18 protein-coding genes are annotated in these 18,474 nt (G+C 58.0%); 8 read left to right on the forward strand and 10 right to left on the reverse strand.

Annotated features, from left to right (window positions below):
* Positions 1 to 3: 3 nt before the first annotated feature.
* The 7 genes from argR to acs form a co-directional block, all read right to left on the reverse strand.
* The gene (gene argR / locus QRN33_RS00080; protein ID WP_042607205.1) at positions 4 to 984 is read right to left on the reverse strand and encodes a transcriptional regulator ArgR; all 981 of its coding nucleotides are present in this window, start codon (positions 982 to 984) and stop codon (positions 4 to 6) included.
* A gap of 249 nt (positions 985 to 1,233) precedes the next feature.
* Positions 1,234 to 1,998: an ABC transporter ATP-binding protein gene (locus tag QRN33_RS00085; RefSeq protein WP_042607206.1), complete on the reverse strand. Its 765-nt coding sequence runs from the start codon at positions 1,996 to 1,998 to the stop codon at positions 1,234 to 1,236.
* Between the two features lie 27 nt (positions 1,999 to 2,025).
* Positions 2,026 to 3,138, reverse strand: a complete 1,113-nt coding sequence (locus QRN33_RS00090; RefSeq protein WP_285405875.1) for a succinylglutamate desuccinylase/aspartoacylase family protein — start codon at positions 3,136 to 3,138, stop codon at positions 2,026 to 2,028.
* Between the two features lies 1 nt (position 3,139).
* Complete coding sequence (locus QRN33_RS00095; protein WP_042607208.1) at positions 3,140 to 3,838, reverse strand: ABC transporter permease; 699 nt, start codon at positions 3,836 to 3,838, stop codon at positions 3,140 to 3,142.
* A complete protein-coding gene (locus QRN33_RS00100) occupies positions 3,835 to 4,524 on the reverse strand; it encodes an ABC transporter permease (protein ID WP_016773583.1) in 690 nt (229 codons plus the stop codon). The genes QRN33_RS00095 and QRN33_RS00100 overlap by 4 nt, the downstream gene beginning before the upstream one ends.
* A gap of 91 nt (positions 4,525 to 4,615) precedes the next feature.
* Positions 4,616 to 5,389 (reverse strand): L-arginine-binding protein AotJ, encoded by a 774-nt coding sequence (gene aotJ / locus QRN33_RS00105; RefSeq protein ID WP_039757969.1) that lies wholly within the window; start codon positions 5,387 to 5,389, stop codon positions 4,616 to 4,618.
* Positions 5,390 to 6,098: 709 nt separating this feature from the next.
* Positions 6,099 to 8,054 carry an acetate--CoA ligase gene (gene acs, locus QRN33_RS00110; protein ID WP_042607209.1) on the reverse strand — a complete coding sequence of 652 codons (1,956 nt, stop codon included), beginning with the start codon at positions 8,052 to 8,054 and terminating at the stop codon, positions 6,099 to 6,101.
* Positions 8,055 to 8,463: 409 nt separating this feature from the next.
* Between acs and QRN33_RS00115 the strand changes: the two genes are divergently transcribed.
* The 5 genes from QRN33_RS00115 to QRN33_RS00135 all read left to right on the forward strand — a co-directional run bounded on the left by QRN33_RS00115 (position 8,464) and on the right by QRN33_RS00135 (position 13,535).
* Positions 8,464 to 8,724, forward strand: a complete 261-nt coding sequence (locus QRN33_RS00115) for a DUF2790 domain-containing protein (protein WP_042607210.1) — start codon at positions 8,464 to 8,466, stop codon at positions 8,722 to 8,724.
* A gap of 547 nt (positions 8,725 to 9,271) precedes the next feature.
* Positions 9,272 to 10,522, forward strand: coding sequence for a ribonucleotide-diphosphate reductase subunit beta (locus QRN33_RS00120; RefSeq protein WP_016773579.1), 1,251 nt, complete (start codon positions 9,272 to 9,274; stop codon positions 10,520 to 10,522).
* 348 nt (positions 10,523 to 10,870) lie between these two features.
* Complete coding sequence (locus QRN33_RS00125; RefSeq protein WP_285405881.1) at positions 10,871 to 11,404, forward strand: BRO-N domain-containing protein; 534 nt, start codon at positions 10,871 to 10,873, stop codon at positions 11,402 to 11,404.
* Positions 11,405 to 11,517: 113 nt separating this feature from the next.
* Positions 11,518 to 12,231 carry an HNH endonuclease gene (locus QRN33_RS00130; RefSeq protein ID WP_285405883.1) on the forward strand — a complete coding sequence of 238 codons (714 nt, stop codon included), beginning with the start codon at positions 11,518 to 11,520 and terminating at the stop codon, positions 12,229 to 12,231.
* A gap of 317 nt (positions 12,232 to 12,548) precedes the next feature.
* Complete coding sequence (locus QRN33_RS00135; protein WP_285405885.1) at positions 12,549 to 13,535, forward strand: hypothetical protein; 987 nt, start codon at positions 12,549 to 12,551, stop codon at positions 13,533 to 13,535.
* 47 nt (positions 13,536 to 13,582) lie between these two features.
* On the opposite strand, the gene QRN33_RS00140 is transcribed toward QRN33_RS00135, so the two are convergent.
* Both QRN33_RS00140 and QRN33_RS00145 read right to left on the reverse strand, forming a co-directional pair.
* On the reverse strand, positions 13,583 to 14,302 hold the full coding sequence (locus QRN33_RS00140) for a DUF6933 domain-containing protein (RefSeq protein ID WP_285405887.1): 720 nt from the start codon (positions 14,300 to 14,302) through the stop codon (positions 13,583 to 13,585).
* Between the two features lie 77 nt (positions 14,303 to 14,379).
* The gene (locus tag QRN33_RS00145; protein ID WP_285405889.1) at positions 14,380 to 15,195 is read right to left on the reverse strand and encodes a sulfite exporter TauE/SafE family protein; all 816 of its coding nucleotides are present in this window, start codon (positions 15,193 to 15,195) and stop codon (positions 14,380 to 14,382) included.
* Positions 15,196 to 15,308: 113 nt separating this feature from the next.
* Here QRN33_RS00145 and QRN33_RS00150 point away from each other — a divergent pair, with 113 nt between their 5' ends.
* The gene (locus tag QRN33_RS00150) at positions 15,309 to 16,076 is read left to right on the forward strand and encodes an AraC family transcriptional regulator (protein ID WP_285405891.1); all 768 of its coding nucleotides are present in this window, start codon (positions 15,309 to 15,311) and stop codon (positions 16,074 to 16,076) included.
* 93 nt (positions 16,077 to 16,169) lie between these two features.
* On the forward strand, positions 16,170 to 16,487 hold the full coding sequence (locus QRN33_RS00155) for a helix-turn-helix domain-containing protein (RefSeq protein ID WP_123418913.1): 318 nt from the start codon (positions 16,170 to 16,172) through the stop codon (positions 16,485 to 16,487).
* Between the two features lie 36 nt (positions 16,488 to 16,523).
* Here the strand turns inward: QRN33_RS00155 and QRN33_RS00160 are convergent, their stop codons facing one another.
* The gene (locus QRN33_RS00160) at positions 16,524 to 17,579 is read right to left on the reverse strand and encodes an MBL fold metallo-hydrolase (RefSeq protein WP_285405895.1); all 1,056 of its coding nucleotides are present in this window, start codon (positions 17,577 to 17,579) and stop codon (positions 16,524 to 16,526) included.
* Between the two features lie 211 nt (positions 17,580 to 17,790).
* Between QRN33_RS00160 and QRN33_RS00165 the strand changes: the two genes are divergently transcribed.
* On the forward strand, positions 17,791 to 18,399 hold the full coding sequence (locus tag QRN33_RS00165) for a TetR/AcrR family transcriptional regulator (protein WP_285405898.1): 609 nt from the start codon (positions 17,791 to 17,793) through the stop codon (positions 18,397 to 18,399).
* The last annotated feature ends 75 nt before the right edge of the window (positions 18,400 to 18,474 follow it).

Below are 18,474 nucleotides of genomic sequence, written 5' to 3' on the forward strand. Positions count from 1 at the left end.
CGATCAGCCCCGCTCCGGTGGCATTGACGACAATTCGAACGGGCTGCTGCTGCGCCGCTGGTTGCGATCTTCCCGCGGCGTGGCACCGAAGAAGTTGCGGTAGGCGCTGGAGAAATGCGGCCCCGAGGAGAAGCCGCACGATAGGCCGATCTGGATGATCGACTTGCTGGTCTGCATCAACATCTGCCGGGCCTTGTTCAAACGCAGCTCGAGGTAGTACTGGCTCGGCACGCGGTTGAGGTATTGCTTGAAAATCCGCTCCAGTTGCCGACGGGATACGCACACGTGCTGGGCGATTTCGTCGGTGGTCAACGGCTCTTCGATGTTGGCTTCCATCAGCAACACCGCTTGGGTCAGCTTCGGATGACTGGAGCCGAGGCGATTCTGCAATGGAATGCGCTGACGCTCACCGCCCTCGCGGATGCGCTCGACCACCAGTTCTTCCGAGACCGCACCGGCCAGTTCCGCGCCGTGATCACGAGCGAGCACCGCCAGCAGCAGGTCGAGCACCGACATGCCACCGCAGGCGGTCAGACGATCGCGATCCCAGTCGAACAGATGGCTGGTGGCGATGACTTTCGGGAAGCGCTCAGCGAAATCGTCCTGCCAGCGCCAATGCACGGCGGCGCGATACCCGTCGAGCAACCCGAGCTGGGCCAGCGGATAGACACCGGCCGACAGACCACCGATCACGCAACCGGCGCGCACCACTTGCTTGAGCGCACTGCTCAGCGCCGGCGCCAGGGTGGTCGGCGGCTCGTCAGCGAGCAGAAAGAGTTTCTGGAAGTTTTCAAGCTTGCCGGCCCAGGGTTCACCGGGCAATTGCCAGGCACCTTCGGCAGGCGGCTCGGCCTGCAAGAACGACAGTTCGTAAACCACATCCGGGTGCACCCGCTGCGCAACACGCAAGGCCTCCTCCGCCAGCGCCAGCGTCAAGGCTTTAGTGCTGGGCCAAATCAGGAAACCAATTCGATGGGCAGTCATGGGCGGGCAATCCGAAACGAACAACGGTGATGAAGGCATGGGCCAATGCTAGCCCGGAAATGAACACAATTCACAAGACAGCGCAGATCCCTTGTAGGAGTGAGCCTGCTCGCGATAGCGGTGGTTCAGGCAATCATAATGTTGACTGTTACACCGCTATCGCGAGCAGGCTCACTCCTACAGGGAACTTTGTCAGCTCCCGAAGGCTGCGAAGCATGACCTAATCGGGTGCACAACGGCAGCGCTGATTTATTTCAGGCTACCCGACAGGAATTGCTGCAAACGCTCCGACTGCGGGTTGACCAGCACTTCGCGCGGGTTGCCGCTTTCTTCGACGACGCCTTTGTGCAGGAATACCAACTGGTTCGACACTTCACGGGCGAAGCCCATTTCGTGGGTCACGACGACCATGGTGCGACCTTCCTGCGCCAGCGCCTGCATGACTTTCAGCACGTCGCCGACCAGTTCCGGGTCGAGGGCCGAGGTCGGTTCGTCGAACAGCATCACTTCCGGCTCCATCGCCAGCGCCCGGGCGATCGCCACGCGCTGCTGCTCGCCGCCGGACATGTGCCCCGGGAACGCGTCTTTGCGATGGGCGACGCCGACCTTGTTCAGGTAGTGCTCGGCTTTCTCGCGGGCTTCGGCTTTGGACACACCGAGCACATGCACCGGCGCTTCCATGATGTTTTCCAGCGCAGTCATGTGCGACCACAGATTGAAATGCTGGAACACCATCGACAGGCGCGAACGCATGCGCTGCAGCTGCTTCGGGTCGGCGGCTTTCAGCGCGCCGTCCTTGTTCGCCACCAGTTTCAGCTCTTCGTTGTTGAGCAGGATCCTGCCGGCGTGCGGCTGCTCGAGCAGGTTGATGCAGCGCAGGAAAGTACTTTTGCCGGAGCCACTGGAGCCGATGATGCTGATCACATCGCCGGCGGCGGCTTTCAGGGACACGCCCTTGAGCACTTCGTGACTGCCATAGCGTTTATGCAGGTCTTGGACTTCAAGTTTGTACATGCGGTCGGTTCTCACAAAAACAGTCAGTCAGTCGTTGAGCAAGCGCCCGTGACGCAGCGCTTCGCGCCCCGCCACCTTGGCCAGCCAGAAACCGGGTTGGGCATAGCGCAGCCGTTCAATGGCAAACAGCACCCCGGACGTACCAGCACTTACCGTGCTGACCCGATCGGACACAGGGTCGATCACTTGAAAAATCTCGTCGCCCGCCTCGACCCATTCGCCGGGCCTGCGGGAAAAACTCACCACACCGGGGTGCGGCGCAAACAACAATTCGGTGCCTTCGAAGGGCATGCCTTCGCAATGCTCAAACGCCGGGTTCGGCCACTCGCCAGTGATCAGGCCTTGCTCGGCCAGAAACGCCAGAATGCCTTCGGCGTAAGCCTCGGCTTCGACACGACCGGTGTCGGCCTGCCCGCCCAGCTCGATGGTCGTCGCCAGACAGGCCAGCGGAATCTGCGCATCGGGGAACTGCCGCGACAGGCGCAGCCACGGTAGCGAGCACGCCTCGTCGAAGGAGCTGCCACCGGAATCTTCCGCGAGCAAACCGACCTTGACGTTCAGATGCGCCGACAGTGAACGCCACTGCGGCCAGTGCTGCGGCAGCGCGTACATGTGCAGCGCGGCTTCGGCGTCGCAGTGCAAATCCAGCACCACGTCGGCGGTGCAGGCGTGGCTGAGCAACACCCGCTGCATGCCTTGCAACTGGCTGCTCGCCTCAGGCAGCGCGGCCAGGTGATCGGCCATGGCCTGACGGATCAGCCGCACGTTGGCATGCGGATCATCACCGAGCCTGTCGCCCAGCGCGGCCGCGACCGGCGCGCTCAGCTCGACGAAATCACGGTTGAAATTCTTGCCGCTGCCCGCCTCGAAACGGCCCTGGAAATTACCTTGCAGCAATTGCCCCAGCCCGAGTGGATTGGCCACCGGCACCAGCTCGATCACACCGTTGAGCAAGCCCTGGGCTTCGAGTTCGCCGAGACGCTTTTTCAGCTCCCAGGCAGTGCGCATGCCCGGTAATTCATCAGCATGCAGGCTGGCCTGAATGTAGGCCTTGCGCTCGCCGCTACCAAACCGGAAAACCGACACCTTGCGCTCGCTGCCCAGATGACTCCATGGCAATACGTGATCGATGCGTTGCATATCAGTGCTTCCGTGGCGCGAGGTAGCTCAACCAGCGACGCTCGGCCAGTTTGAACAGCTTGACCAGAATGAAGGTCAGGCACAGGTAGAACACGCCGGCGGTGATGTACGCCTCGAACGGCAGATAGAACTGCGCGTTGACGGTACGCGCCGCGCCGGTGATGTCGATCAGGGTCACGATCGACGCCAGACTGGTGGTCTGCAGCATCATGATCACTTCGTTGCTGTACTGCGGCAGCGCCCGGCGCAGGGCCGACGGCAGCAGAATGCGCTTGTACAGTTTGAAGCGCGACATGCCCATGGCCTTGGCCGCTTCGATCTCACCGTTCGGCGTGGCCTTGAGGCTGCCGGCGATGATTTCTGCGGTGTAGGCGCTGGTGTTGATCGCAAAGGCCAGGCAGGCGCAGAACGTCGCGCTCGACAGCCATGGCCACAAGAAGCTTTCGCGCACCGCTTCGAACTGGGCCAGACCGTAGTAGATCAGGAACAGCTGCACCAGCATCGGCGTGCCACGAATCACGTAGGTGTACAGCCACGCCGCGCCATTGATCAGCGGGTTTTTCGAGACGCGCATCAGCCCCAGCGGCAACGCCGCGAGCAAGCCGAAGAACAGCGACAGCGCAAGCAGTTTGAGGGTGGTCAGCAGGCCGCCGAAGTACAGCGGCAGCGCCTCCCAAATGACGTTGTAGTCGAAGATCATAGATCAGCCGCCCTTACGCCTACCGAGTAGCGCTTCTCAAGGTGACGCAATGCCAGCAACGAAACACTGGTGATCACCAGGTACATCGCCGCCACTGCGAGGAAGAAGGTGAAAGGCTCACGCGTGGCATCCGCCGCCTGCTTGGCCTTGAACATCATGTCTTGCAGACCGACCACGGAAATCAGCGCGGTGGCCTTGGTCAGTACCAGCCAGTTGTTGGTAAAGCCCGGGATGGCCAGACGAATCATCTGCGGCACCATCACGCGGAAGAACACCTGAAAACTGCTCATGCCGTACGCCATGCCCGCTTCGGCCTGGCCTTTGGGAATCGCCATGAACGCGCCACGGAAAGTTTCCGACAGGTACGCACCGAAGATGAAACCGAGGGTGCCGATACCGGCGGCCAGCGGGTTCAGGTCGATGTAGTCGTCATAGCCAAGCATCGGCGCAACGCGGTTGAGCAGGTCCTGACCGCCGTAGAAGATCAGCAGGATCAGCACCAGGTCGGGAATCCCGCGGATCACCGTCGAATACAGGTCGCCCAGCCACGCCAGCCAGCGCACCGGCGACAGGCGCAATGCAACACCGATCAGCCCGAGAACGATGGCCAGAGCCATGGACGACAAGGCGAGCTGAAGCGTCAGCCATGCGCCATCGAGGATGACAGCCCCGTAGCCTTTCAACATGATTCAGGTCCTCGAAAGTTGGGATGAAAAAATGGCGCAAACCGCAGAGATTCTGTTGCTTGCGCCATTTCGGACTTGTCGCAGAGACGTCTTACTTGCCGTAGATATCGAAGGCGAAGTACTTGTCCTGGATTGCTTTGTATTTGCCGTTTTCGCGGATGGCCGCGATGGCAGTGTTGATCTTGTCTTTCAGGGCGTCGCCCTTGCGCACCGCGATACCTACGCCGTCGCCGAAGTATTTGACGTCGGTGAACGCAGGACCGACGAACGCGAAGCCTTTACCGGCGTCAGTTTTCAGGAAACCGTCGTCCAGCAGGGTTGCGTCAGCCACGGTACCGTCGAGACGACCGGCGGCCACGTCGAGGTAGATTTCGTTCTGCGAGCCGTACGGCTTGATCTCGGCGCCCAGTGGAGCGAGAACCTCGCGGGCGAAACGCTCGTGGATCGAACCACGCTGTACGCCGATGTTCTTGCCCTTCAGTTCAGCCAGGTTTTCGCTGACCTGAGTGCCGGCCTTCATGACCAGACGCGCCGGGGTGTTGTAGTACTTGTTGGTGAAGTCGACCGACTTCTTGCGGTCTTCGGTGATCGACATCGACGACAGGATCGCGTCGATCTTGCGCACTTTCAGCGCCGGGATCAGACCGTCGAACTCTTGCTCGACCCACACGCACTTGACCTTCATTTCTTCGCACAGCGCATTGCCGATGTCGTAGTCGAAACCGACGATGCTGCCGTCCGGAGCTTTCGAGGCGAATGGAGGGTAAGCCGCTTCGATGCCGATCTTCACAGGTTTTTCGTCAGCGACGGCATTCAACGAAAGCACGGACAGTGCCAGGGCGCCAAGCAGCACAAGTTTCTTCATCTTGGGACTCCATCGGTAAAGGGCAAAAACGGCAGAGTGAGCGACAGCCCAATATGCGAATGGGTGAATCGGAAATCGGTTGCGCATCGGCGGAAATTTCCCGTTGAAACCGCAGGCGATTTCAACATCAGCCACGATGAGCGAGTGATCGGCATTCTAACGACAGGCCCGAAGCCGATATTTCTTCAATGCGACAACTAATTACAGATGCACCAAGAAAGCGGTTTGAGCTCATTGACAGCCCTGCAATTTCATGCAAGAGCGAAAGACAGTGAACCGATACATATTGCAAGTTGCGGGCCCATTATTCGCAAACCCTTCTAATCCGGCAAGCGCAGCGTTGTGTCTTATTTTTCACTGGTGGTTGTGAGGCTCTAAAACGGGGCATGACGTTTCCCTTCGCCCCGGTTTGGCGCAGGGGGTTACACATTGGGTTGTGACGGGTAACAGCAGCAAGGGTCCTGCGGCGCAGATCGATAATTATTGGTTGGGGTTGTTGCGTTTTCCTACAAGCGGCTACAGCGGCGTCTGACAGATTGCTATCGCGAGCAGGCTCACTCCTACAGTGACTGCATTCCAACTGAAGAAACCCAATCCCTTGTAGGAGCGAGCCTGCTCGCGAAGAGGCCAGCCCGGCCACCACAAAACCTCCAGACACAAAAAAGCCCCGCCCGGTAATACCGGACGGGGCTTTCTGTGCTTCTAACGCTTAAGCAACATTCATGGTCTTGTGCGTATCAATCAAATGCTGCACCACACCCGGATCCGCCAGCGTCGAGATATCCCCCAACCCGTCATATTCCGCTGTGGCTATCTTGCGCAGAATCCGGCGCATGATCTTGCCCGAACGGGTTTTCGGCAGCCCCGGCGCCCACTGGATCACGTCCGGCGAAGCAATCGGGCCGATCTCCTTGCGCACCCAGTTCTTCAGCTCCAGACGCAACTGCTCAGTCGGCTCCTCGCCGTTCTTCAAGGTCACGTAGACATAAATGCCCTGCCCCTTGATGTCATGCGGCACACCCACCACCGCCGCTTCAGCGACTTTGGGATGCGCAACCATCGCGCTCTCGATCTCGGCGGTGCCCATGCGGTGGCCGGACACGTTGAGCACGTCGTCCACGCGCCCGGTGATCCAGTAGTAACCGTCGGCGTCACGACGCGCGCCGTCACCGGTGAAGTACATGCCACGGAAAGTCTTGAAGTAGGTATCGACGAATCGATCGTGATCACCGTACAGCGTGCGCGCCTGGCCTGGCCACGAATCGAGAATCACCAGATTGCCTTCGGCCTCGCCCTCGATGATGTTGCCCAGGTTGTCGACCAGCGCCGGCACCACGCCGAAGAACGGACGCGCCGCCGAACCCGGTTTCAGCGCATGAGCCCCCGGCAGCGGGCTCATCATGTTGCCGCCGGTCTCGGTCTGCCACCAAGTATCGACGATCGGGCAACGGGACTTGCCGACATTCTTGTAGTACCAGTCCCAGGCTTCCGGGTTGATCGGCTCGCCCACCGAGCCGAGCAGACGCAGGCTGCTGCCATCGGCGCCTTCGACCGCGGCCTGACCCGAAGCCATCATCGCGCGGATCGCGGTCGGCGCGGTGTAGAGAATGTTGACCTTGTGCTTGTCGATGATCTTCGCCACCCGGGTGATGTCCGGGTAATTCGGCACACCCTCGAACAGCACGGTGGTCGCACCATTGGCCAGCGGGCCGTAGACGATGTAACTGTGGCCGGTGACCCAGCCGACGTCGGCGGTGCACCAGTAGATTTCGCCCGGGCGGTAGTCGAACACGCGCTCGTGGGTCATCGCCGCATAGAGCAGATAACCGCCGGTGGTGTGCTGCACGCCCTTCGGCTTGCCGGTGGAGCCGGAGGTATAAAGGATGAACAGCGCTTCTTCGGCGCCCATCTCTTTCGGCGCGCAAACGGTGCCCGCGACTTTCATCAGGTCTTCGTACCAGATGTCGCGATGCTGGTTCCACTTGATGTCGCCACCGGTGCGCTTGCAGACGATGACTTTCTGGATGCTGCTGGTTTCCGGGTTGGTCAGGGCGTCGTCGACGTTGGCCTTGAGGGAAATCTTCTTGCCGGCGCGGATACCTTCGTCAGCGGTGATCACCACTTTCGATTTGCAGTCGATGATGCGACCGGCCAGGGCTTCCGGCGAGAAACCACCGAACACCACCGAGTGAATCGCGCCGATCCGGGTGCAGGCCAGCATGGCGACCACGGCTTCGGGGATCATCGGCATGTAAATGGTCACCACGTCGCCACGGTGCACGTCCTGACCACGCAGGGCGTTGGCCAGTTTGCACACTTGCTCGTGCAGTTCGCGGTAGGTGATGTTGCGGCTTTCGGAAGGATCGTCGCCTTCCCAGATGATCGCAATTTGATCGCCGCGCTCGGCCAGATGACGGTCGAGGCAGTTGTAGGAAACGTTCAGGGTGCCGTCGGCAAACCACTTGATGTCGACATGGTGATCGTCGAACGAGGTCTGTTTCACCGTGGTGAAGGGCTTGATCCAGTCCAGACGCTGGGCTTGCTCGCGCCAGAAGCCGTCAGGGTTGACGACCGACTGCTGGTACATGGCTTTGTAGGTCGCCTCGTCAGTCAGCGTGTTTGCCAGAACCTCGGGACGAACGGGATACAGAGAAGCCGCACTCATCTTTCCTACCTCGGTGTAATAGTTGTTTTTGTATGACCCCGTTGTAGCCGGGTGGGCCCCATAGAACCATTCGACGATGGTTGTAGGAGCTGCCGCAGGCTGCGATCTTTTGATCTCCAAAGCAAGATCAATAGATCGCAGCCTCGTTGCACTCGACAGCTCCTACAAGGGCCGTGCGGGGGATTGTTACCAAATATGCCAAAAGTGTTTATCAAAACCCGGTCTGTTTACCCCGCGCCCGACTCCCTAAAATTGACCTCGCCAACAAGGCAACCGCGATTAACAACGTTACAGCCCCCACGAAGGCCGTTAATCCAGCTCTCCAAGTAACGCATCAAATACCCAAGCTCCACACGCAACCCTAAAAAGGTTGCGTGACCCCACTCGACCTCAAAAAGGTGAATTAGAAATGAAAGCTTTATTGGTTCTGGCCCTCAGCAGTCTGTGCGCAACCGCCATGGCGAACGAGGGTCCGACTGATGTCGCACAGCAACAACCGGTTATCGAGGAATACACCTACTCCACACACCTGGACATCGCCAAAGTTGTATCGATGAGCGAAATTCCAAATGTCTGCGAAGTAGTACCGGCAAAAATGGAATACGACGACTCCAAAGGCCAACGCCACATCCTGCGCTACAGCATCATGGGCAACGGCTGCACGAACTGAATCAGACTGCACCGAATCGGATCGCTCAGCGCTACATTGAGGGTCGATTCCAGCCCGGCTTCGGTCGGGCTCAGTTGTGTCTGGAGACGCCCATAAGGGTTGCAAAACACAAGATATAGTGAAAACCGCACTTTTCTGGCTATTTTTTAAACAGAAAACCACCTGCCAAAAATTTAACGAAAAAAAATCTGCAGGCGCTGAATCCGCGCAAAGCCCTGTAATCCCTCGGTCGGATCGAAATCCACCCCCTCCCCGGCCTCGCCATGAGCCGATTCGCCGCACCACGCCGGTAAAAATTTCCCTATAATGCCGCCCCATACGGGTCAGCAATATTCCCTTACAGGGAGCAAAAGCCATTCTGAAGCCCCGCAACAGTGCCAGACGCTGATTGCGCCCATCAGAGGCTCTCGGAACCCGTCAAAATTTCTGTTTATTTGCCTGCGTGCAGCGCTGCAAAAAACGACATCCAACGCGGCTTTGGCCGTGTGAAAAACCAACCCATCAGGTTTCACACGGGCACAAGCCCTCACGCAGGAGACGACACGTCATGCTGAGCTGGGACGAATTCGATAAAGAAGACAGTGAAGTCGCAACCGTGAAAGGCGCCAACGCCGGCCACGCAAGCGAAGCCAACATGGACCGCCTCGACAACGCTGGCGGCGCCGCAGCGCTCGAAGCCCGCGCCGTGACCGCCGACGACTCGGCCGCCGTGGCCCGCGCCAAGGCTGCACTGAACTCCCTCGACGTCGCCGAAGGCCTCGCCGAACTCGAAGGCGCTTCCGCCCGTGTCGCCGTTGACGAAAAGCGCATGATCAACTGCCGCGCCGACCTCAACCAACTCGTGCCATTCAAGTACGACTGGGCCTGGCAGAAGTACTTGGACGGTTGCGCAAACCACTGGATGCCGCAAGAAGTCAACATGACCGCCGACATCGCCCTCTGGAAAAACCCGGAAGGTCTGACCGACGACGAGCGCCGCATCGTCATGCGCAACCTCGGCTTCTTCTCCACCGCCGACTCCCTGGTTGCCAACAACCTGGTACTGGCCGTGTACCGCCTGATCACCAACCCGGAATGCCGCCAGTACATCCTGCGCCAGGCTTTCGAAGAGGCGATCCACACCCACGCCTACCAGTACTGCATCGAATCGCTGGCCATGGATGAAGGCGAAATCTTCAACATGTACCACGAGATCCCATCGGTCGCGAAGAAAGCAGCCTGGGGCCTGAAGTACACCCGCTCGATCTCCGATCCGAAGTTCGAAACCGGCACCCCGGAAACCGACAAAGAATTGCTGCGCAACCTGATCGCCTACTACTGCGTTCTGGAAGGCATCTTCTTCTACTGCGGCTTCACCCAAATCCTCTCCATGGGCCGTCGCAACAAAATGACCGGCGTCGCCGAGCAGTTCCAATACATCCTGCGCGACGAATCCATGCACCTGAACTTCGGCATCGACGTGATCAACCAGATCAAAATCGAAAACCCACATTTGTGGGATGCCGAGATGAAAGAAGAAGCGACCCAGATGATCCTGCAGGGAACTCAGCTGGAGATTGAATACGCACGGGATACCATGCCTCGCGGGGTGTTGGGTATGAATGCGGCGATGATGGAGGACTACCTGAAGTTCATCGCTAACCGTCGGTTGTCGCAGATTGGTTTGAAAGAGGAATACCCAGGGACTACGAACCCGTTCCCTTGGATGAGCGAGATCATGGACTTGAAGAAAGAGAAGAATTTCTTTGAGACTCGCGTGATCGAATACCAAACTGGTGGTGCGCTTAGCTGGGACTAATAGTCTAGCTTGGTGCGATTTGACGATTGCGGTTTGAGTCGGCGAGTCGAGAAGGCAAAAAGCCCCGATCTGATCGGGGCTTTTTTATGTGCGATGGGTAATCTTTTTACGCCTACGTCACAACGTTCAATCTCCTACATCACTTACAGTCGCGTCCCATTGAAGCGTGCTGCGAGCACTACTAAAGCTCTGTGGCAGGTGCCTAAGAAACGCCCAACGTAGAAAGCTTGGTCAGTGACACAGACGCGTAATTCGTCGGTGACAACTGCTCTGCTCGTTGGGATTTCTTAAGTCCGCTCTACGTTGGGGTCAGGCCCTCCCAAAATCTAAAACGTAGAGGTCATAAATATGTCTGATCCATGTTCGGTAACCGTCTTGTCTCGCCACAATCTTTCTCTGCACGCCCTTCTAATCGAGAACCAGCCATGGTTCTCCGCCCGCGATGTCGGCCGCTTGATGGGTTTCCATCTGAATGATCGGGTGGTCAACAAGCTAGATAGCGACCAGCGCCGCGTCATGTGGATTGAGTACTTTCGAGAACCTGAACAGCAACTGATGCTCAGTGAATCTGGGGTGTATGCGCTGTTGGTGTATCACTACGTACCGGGGAATCGGTTGTTGCGGGAGTGGCTGACCAACGAGGTAGTGCCAACCTTGCGCGATGGGCAGGATTCAGGAGATTCAAATCGGCCGATGCTGAGTTCGTTGGATTGGCCGGAGATGTCTTTGAGTTTGCTGCATTGGCAAGATGAGGGCTGGATTCGGCTTCGGGATATGCCTTACCTGTTGCACGGTCAGAAGCCACCACGAGCCTCTCTAGAGAAACCCTGGTGGCGAAGGGTTAGGCACATGTTTCAGTCTTCGAAGCACTCGATGGGCTAGGGATTAGTTTGTAGGAATGCGCGAGATTCGTCGCTTTTTTATGTAGGAATTTTCGTAGACAGCAGTAATGGCCACTCAGTATCGTCCGAGGGTTTTCAACCCTCGGCGATTTTATGAGCGACAAGAAAAAAGATACTGACTGGACTGTGGCTGAGATTGAGGCAGCGGTTGATGCCTACCTGAAAATGTTTGAGCTTGAGCGAATCGGCCAAAAATTCAACAAGGCACATGAGAATCGCGTACTGCGTGCATCTGCCCTGCACAACCGCACTGAAGGCTCAGTTGAATTCCGCATGCAGAACATCTCTGCCGTTTTATTGAGAATGCATAGGGAATACATCAAAGGGTACAAGCCAGCCAGAAACGTTGGGGCCAACGTTGAGCCAGCCATCCGAGCAGTGTTGATTGCCAAAGGGGTCACGCTTGGGGATCCAACGGTTGCGACTGCGGATGAAGAAGCACTAGAGCAGAGAGCTCTGGCGCTAGAGAAACTGCCTCTTGAAGATGAACCTGCTGGGATTGTGAAGCCGATGCGCGCTCCCGCCCAGAGCACGGCATTTATACGTGACCCGAAGGTTAGAGCCTGGGTTCGTCAGAAAGCCAAAGGGATGTGTGAAGGGTGCGGTGAACCGGCGCCATTCACTAAAAATGACTCGCCTTACCTTGAAGTTCATCACGTGAAGCATTTGGCGAATAAGGGTTCTGATCGAATCAGCAATGCTGTAGCACTTTGTCCGAACTGTCATCGGCGCTGCCATCACTCGAATGACAGCAAAGAGTTCACCGAGTCGCTTTATGACAGGGTTAAACGGTTGGAGCGTGAGTAACTGAGCCAAAATTCCGTGGCGAGGGAGCTTGCTCCCGCTCGACTGCGCAGCAGTCGCCAGGCTCATAGTTCAATCTGTCTAACCCATCGCATTTGCCAGTTTTGGGGCTGCTTCGCAGCCCAGCGGGAGCAAGCTCCCTCGCCACAGGGGGATATGTGGCCTGCGATGTTGGTGTACGGATCGAAATCTGGTCGATGCCTGGAACCGCCAGCACGCTGGCTCCTACAGGTTTTGCATCATCCTGAAAACAATCAGTGCAACCCGCCCCGCCTCCCGCTATTAATACCCCTCCCCCACTCAAGGATCCGAGCCCCACCATGAAATTCGATCTCGCCTACTGCCTCAGCCTCGACGACAAGTTGTCGATCTATGACGTTCGCGATCTCAATTTCGATGAGACGGTGGCGTTTGACTCGGCGAAGGAACACTTCCAGTGCCCCAACGATGCTTGTCGTTCGGCGTTCGAGGCTTCCAACGAACTGGGTACGTTCAACGCCAAGAACGTGAATTACGTGCGCACGCCGCACTTCAAGAATCTGCCCACTACGCAGCATGTGGCGGGTTGTCCGTATGTGAGTTTGAAGGCTTCGGCGTCTGGCGTTGAGACGGCGGATGGCGAGGTGGATGACGGGCGTGAGGAACACTTCCCATCAGAGTTGTTGCTGACCCGGCGTGAGTATGTGCGCAAGCCTGTCGCGCCAGCGGGGGCGGCGGATGTGTTGCGCGATGACTCGGTGCGGGTGGCGGTGGACAGTGGTAAGGAGTCGGCGGGTCGTGAATCGGCGCCGGACAAGACCAGTGTTTTTGCGCATCCGGTGGAGTGTTTCGTTTCCAACTTCGCCGACAAGGATTTGCTCAAGCGCATGCCTTTGAAGGTCGGTGAGCATACGGCGCCGTACAGTTCGTTCTTCAAGAAGATCGAGTATCTGACGGACAACAAGGGGCTGATTTACTGGGGGCGGATCAAGAAGATCGAGGACTTCCACAGTGCCAGTTTTCGGATCGATTTCGACGACAAGGTCTGGTTCAAGAAGCCCGAGGACAGTAAGAAGAAGCCGTATCCGGTCAGTGTTTATCTGAACAAGAAGCTGATCGACGACTACCGCAAGCGCAAGGCGTTTCTGGAGGAGATCAAGCACGCGGTGGATAGCGACAAGGCGTTGTTCTGTTTCTTTTATGGGGTGACGCCGGAGTTGAAGCAGGTGCCCGGCAAGAATAACCCCGAAAAGCCTTTCGAGGTCTTCAATGCCAATATCGAGAACCTGGATCACTTCATTATTCGTGAAGCGCCGGGGTTGGAGTGAGGGGGCATGGGGTTGTTAATCAATCTGTGAATTCGTCACGTCCCGGCTTAATCACTCGAGTTCTGCCTCTCATACTCTTGCATAAAAGCCTTGCGCTCCATCTCCGCTATTTCCCGTGCGACTTGATGCCGACGCTCTTTCGCAGCATGCAGCTGGACATCATCGAGAAAGCAATAATGGCGCAGCCAGTGAAGCGTCATCTCCTCGTCCGGGAAGTAGTAGGACTTGACTCCCTTGCTGTTTCTCGGCGTGTCGTTCATTTGTTCATCGAACACCATCGCCGTGACTTCATCGGGCGGCAAGCAACCCGTTCCAGCCACCTTGCTTCGGAAGCACCAGGCAATTTCATCAATGTGTTTTTGCGCGCTGCGATGGCCGCGCCGATAGAATCGCTGGTGCTCACAAGTCTGTAGCATCCGCGCCAACATCAGCTCGGTGTCCAGCCATTGTCCGAGACCATGGTTCTGGGCATTGATCATCAGTCCATTCACCCAACGCTCGGTGAAGCGCACAACGAACCCTTGATCGTCGGCTTTTTTCGCGTTAGCCAGGATCACGCAATAGCGGGTTTTGATGTGCAGGACCAACAATACATGTTTGCGCTGCACAGTGATCGCATGGACCAGCCACTGTTCGTCCGCGCCGTTCAGCTCATCATCCTCAATAACCGATGACGGCGGTTTGGTGTCCACCGGCGTGATCGTTTTGCCTTTATGAACACGGCTGAAAAACTTGCTGGCGGCTTCGGTGCAATTGAAGATCAACATCCTGGATCTCTGCTGGTGACTGGCGGGCAACGCTCAGTCGCCGATTCTGATTTCTTTCGCCCGCACCAATCAACGATTCATTTGAGGGAAATGCTCAGCAGCACGATGACGAGCAATCCAATATAGACCCAGGCATGCACCCGATCCGAAATCCGCCCAATCCACGGCGCAGCCAATCTGATCCCCAGCAACGAGCCAACCGTCAGCAGCGCAAACGCCAGCACATCGATATACCCGACATACCAAACGCCCAATTCAGCCCCGGTGAAACCGGCCAGCGCCATGTACGTAAACGTCCCGGCCAATGCTACCGGCACGCTGAGCGGATTGGCCATGGACGTCGCTTGCGACATGCTGAGCCCGCAACGGCGCAGCAGCGGCACGGTCATGACGCTTCCTCCTACGCCGAGAAACGTCGCGATGGCGCCGATGCCTACACCGCCGGCGGATGTTTCCGTCGTGGTCAGTCGCCGTGGGATTGTGGTTTGAGACTGTGTGAGAAATCCGCGGCGCAGCAGGCAATCGACGATGGTCACGCCCAGATAGGCGATGAAGACGTAGCGGATCACTTGGCCGCTGACCCACATGGCAGCGATGGCGCCGACGACCGCGCCCAGGCCGATAAACCCGCCCAATGGCCAAAGGTAATCCCGAATGAGATTGCCCGCGCGCTGGTGTTTGCGTGTGGCGATCAGGGCGTTGACGATCATTACGCAGGTCGAGGTGGCCACGGCGATGTGCATGGCCGATTGCGCGATAGGGTCGGCGGCTGCGTGTGTGGCGGTGAGCATGCGGTAGAGCAGCGGCACGATGACGAAGCCACCGCCGAAACCGAAGAGCACGGCGCTGATACCGGTGAGGCAGCCGAACAGTGTAAGCAGGAGGTAGAACATGGTGAGCGTCCTGGATTGGGAAGCCCACGACATTAGTCGTGGCATGCATTGGCCGGCTTCAGTAGTTCAGCCAATAATGTTCGCGTTTACGCCAATCGCCGGAACCACGCCTGATGCGCAATATTTCGATCAATCAGCTCGATGACACCCCTCGCACGGTCGTGGCCATCGGTACCGATTATTCCCACGGCCACCTACTCCCGTTTCATACGCATCGACGCGCGCAATTGCTTTACGGCGCCACCGGTGTGATGCAGGTCAGCACTCAGAATGGCAACTGGGTGGTGCCGCCGCAACGCGCGGTGTGGATTCCGCCGGGCGTGGCCCATGAGGTATTGATGCTCGGGGTGAGCACGCGCAGTGTGTATATCGAACCGGGCAAGGTGGATCTGGGGTCGGACTGCCAAGTGCTCAACGTGTCGCCGCTGCTGCGGTATTTGCTGATGGAAGCAGTGGACGTGCCGCTGACGTACGACGAGTCCGGACGTGACGGTGTGCTGATCAATTTGCTGTTGCATGAACTGACACGCAGTGCGCCTCTTCCCCTACACATTCCTATGCCCGCCGAAGGAAAGCTCCTCAGTCTGTGTCAGACCTTTCTGAACATGCCCAATACGCATCAATCCCCGCAGCATTGGGCAGACCAGTTACACATAAGCTTGCGTACCTTTAACAGATTGTTTCGGCAGCAGACCGGGCTCAGCTTCCGCCAATGGCGGCAGCAAGCCTGCGTGGTGCAGGCACTGGCACGGTTGGCGGCGGGGGAAGCGGTGACGCGGATTGCCCTGGACTTCGGCTATGAAAGTCCGGCGGCCTTTTCAACGATGTTTCGGCGAGTGCTCGGTGAGGCACCGTCCGTCTGGTTGGAGGCGGCGAACTAGGCAAATTCGAAAATTGCGTTTGATCCCGGCCGAAAACAACTGTACAAAAACACAGTATATTTTCAATCAGCACTTTTGAGCCCGGAGCACACCATGGCCTCTCTTGCGATGAACCACGTCCTCGAACGCATTGCCCTTTTCCAGTTCACCCCGACCCACTGCGTCCAGGCCCGCGCCATGCTGGGCTGGAGCGTTGAACAACTGTCGCGCGAGGCCGAGGTGGCAGTGGCAGATATTCAGCGATTCGAAGCGCAGCAGGACGTGGCGGATGCCGCGAAGCTGGCACTGGCTTATCGGTTTGAAGCGCAGGGATTGGTGTTCTTTCCGGGGTTCGCACCGGGGCGCAGTGTCAGGGCGCAGGGTATGTCGGGGGAATCGGTGGGGCGTGGGGATTTTGCGATGGCTGAATAAGCAGGCGAGGGGGATGCCCCTCACCAACTGAGCAATTCATGCGTTCTGTACCACCGCATCACCCTCCTCCTCCACCGCCATCCACCAAGCGCTCCCCCGTTCTGGTTGCGCAATGTTGAACGCTTCACCCATTCGCGGTGTGGTAATCGCAATACTGCGTTCCCATGCGAGGGCGAGGATGCGGTCGAAGGGTTCGTGCCAGGCGTGCATGGCCAGGTCGAAGGTGCCGTTGTGGATCGGGAAGAGCCAGCGGCCTCTGAGGTCGATGTGGGCTTGCAGGGTTTCTTCCGGTTGCATGTGAACGTGGGGCCATTCGACGTTGTAGGCACCGGTTTCCATCAGGGTCAGGTCGAACGGGCCGTATTGTTCGCCGATGCGTTTGAAGCCGTCGAAGTAACCGCTGTCGCCGCTGAAAAAGATGCGTGTGTCGCCGTCGATCATCACCCATGACGCCCACAGCGTGCTGTTGCCGTCGAACAGGCCACGGCCGGAGAAGTGCTGCGATGGAGTGGCGATGAAGCGGATGCCGGCGAGTTCGGTGCCCTGCCACCAGTCGTAGTGGCGCACCTTGCTGGCGTCGATGCCCCATTTGATCAGGGTGTCGCCCACGCCCAGCGGGGTCAGGAAGTACGTGGTTTTCGCGGCGAGTTTGCGTACCGCTTCGTAGTCGAGATGGTCGTAATGATTGTGCGAGAGGATCACCGCCTCGATCGGCGGCAACTGGTCAATGCTGATCGGTGGCTGATGAAAGCGTTTCGGACCCGCCCACTGCACGGGCGAGGCGCGCTCGGCGAAGACCGGGTCTGTGATCCAGAACTTGTTGCGCATCTTCAGCAACAGGGTTGAATGCCCGAGGCGATAGACGCTGTGGTTTGGCGCTGCGAGCAGATCTTCGCGCGTCAGCGGCTGCACGGGGATGGCGGCGGTCGGACGGGTGTTGCGCGGTTTGTGGAAAATCATGTTCCACATGATTCGCAGCATTTTGCGCAGGCCTTCGCGTTGCACCGGCGCGTGATTGCGAAACAGCCCTTGATCCTGTCGAGAGGCTTCAGGCGCGGAAGTGTTATCCGGGAGGGAGACTGGATTGGCCATGATTGAACGACTCCGAAAAACCGTGTGCTGCACGGTATTCCACGGGGAATGAAAATGGCCAAGCTGCACGCAAGGGCCAAGCGCTCTGGTTTGTAAGGTGCGAGGATTAACGCAACATTACACTGAGCGGTGTAGTTTCTAGGTTGCATCAAAGCCGACGCCAAGTAAACTGCCGAGTGTAATTTCCTCTCTTCTCTGCCGAAGCCCGCTCATGACCGCTCCACAACGCCTCACCGACCGCAAACGCGAAGCCATCATCCAGGCGGCGATAACCGAATTCCGTGCCCATGGGTTCGAAATCACCAGCATGGACAAGATCGCCGCCACGGCCGGGGTGTCGAAGCGTACGGTGTACAACCACTTCCCGAGCAAGGAAGAGCTGTTCGCCGAAATCCTCAATCAATTGTGGGCGCGGATCATTGCCGAACCATCGGTGCGCTATAACCGCGAGCAACCACTGAGCGAGCAATTGCGGCAAATGTTGCGCGAGAAAGTGCAAATGATGGCCGACGAGAATTTCCTCACCCTCGCGCGGGTCGCAATCGCCGCAACCATTCATTCCCCCGAGCGCGCGCAGAACATGATCGAGCGCATGGGCGAGCGCGAGGAAGGCCTGACTGTCTGGATACGCGAGGCGCAAGCCGACGGCCGGCTCAAACCGGTGGATCCCGAGTTCGCTGCGCATCAGGTGCAAGGTTTGCTCAAGGCTTTTGCATTCTGGCCGCAGATCTCGCTCGGACGCGCAGCCCTTGATCCAGACGCGCAGAATGCAGTTGCCGAGTCGGCGCTGGAGATGTTCCTGGCACTGTATCAGCGGTGAATCACCGGCTCGTCGAGCCGTGTACAACTAATTTCGTAAAAAGTTATACAACCTCGCGAAAAATTCCTTCCTTGT

The organism is Pseudomonas sp. FR229a (assembly GCF_030209115.1).
Taxonomy (GTDB): domain Bacteria; phylum Pseudomonadota; class Gammaproteobacteria; order Pseudomonadales; family Pseudomonadaceae; genus Aquipseudomonas; species Aquipseudomonas moraviensis_A.

Coding starts and splice junctions, on each gene's coding strand:
- argR (WP_042607205.1), bottom strand. CDS start 984: ATGACTGCCCATCGAATTGGTTTCCTGATTTGGCCCAGCACTAAAGCC.
- QRN33_RS00085 (WP_042607206.1), bottom strand. CDS start 1,998: ATGTACAAACTTGAAGTCCAAGACCTGCATAAACGCTATGGCAGTCAC.
- QRN33_RS00090 (WP_285405875.1), bottom strand. CDS start 3,138: ATGCAACGCATCGATCACGTATTGCCATGGAGTCATCTGGGCAGCGAG.
- QRN33_RS00095 (WP_042607208.1), bottom strand. CDS start 3,838: ATGATCTTCGACTACAACGTCATTTGGGAGGCGCTGCCGCTGTACTTC.
- QRN33_RS00100 (WP_016773583.1), bottom strand. CDS start 4,524: ATGTTGAAAGGCTACGGGGCTGTCATCCTCGATGGCGCATGGCTGACG.
- aotJ (WP_039757969.1), bottom strand. CDS start 5,389: ATGAAGAAACTTGTGCTGCTTGGCGCCCTGGCACTGTCCGTGCTTTCG.
- acs (WP_042607209.1), bottom strand. CDS start 8,054: ATGAGTGCGGCTTCTCTGTATCCCGTTCGTCCCGAGGTTCTGGCAAAC.
- QRN33_RS00115 (WP_042607210.1), top strand. CDS start 8,464: ATGAAAGCTTTATTGGTTCTGGCCCTCAGCAGTCTGTGCGCAACCGCC.
- QRN33_RS00120 (WP_016773579.1), top strand. CDS start 9,272: ATGCTGAGCTGGGACGAATTCGATAAAGAAGACAGTGAAGTCGCAACC.
- QRN33_RS00125 (WP_285405881.1), top strand. CDS start 10,871: ATGTCTGATCCATGTTCGGTAACCGTCTTGTCTCGCCACAATCTTTCT.
- QRN33_RS00130 (WP_285405883.1), top strand. CDS start 11,518: ATGAGCGACAAGAAAAAAGATACTGACTGGACTGTGGCTGAGATTGAG.
- QRN33_RS00135 (WP_285405885.1), top strand. CDS start 12,549: ATGAAATTCGATCTCGCCTACTGCCTCAGCCTCGACGACAAGTTGTCG.
- QRN33_RS00140 (WP_285405887.1), bottom strand. CDS start 14,302: ATGTTGATCTTCAATTGCACCGAAGCCGCCAGCAAGTTTTTCAGCCGT.
- QRN33_RS00145 (WP_285405889.1), bottom strand. CDS start 15,195: ATGTTCTACCTCCTGCTTACACTGTTCGGCTGCCTCACCGGTATCAGC.
- QRN33_RS00150 (WP_285405891.1), top strand. CDS start 15,309: ATGCGCAATATTTCGATCAATCAGCTCGATGACACCCCTCGCACGGTC.
- QRN33_RS00155 (WP_123418913.1), top strand. CDS start 16,170: ATGGCCTCTCTTGCGATGAACCACGTCCTCGAACGCATTGCCCTTTTC.
- QRN33_RS00160 (WP_285405895.1), bottom strand. CDS start 17,579: ATGGCCAATCCAGTCTCCCTCCCGGATAACACTTCCGCGCCTGAAGCC.
- QRN33_RS00165 (WP_285405898.1), top strand. CDS start 17,791: ATGACCGCTCCACAACGCCTCACCGACCGCAAACGCGAAGCCATCATC.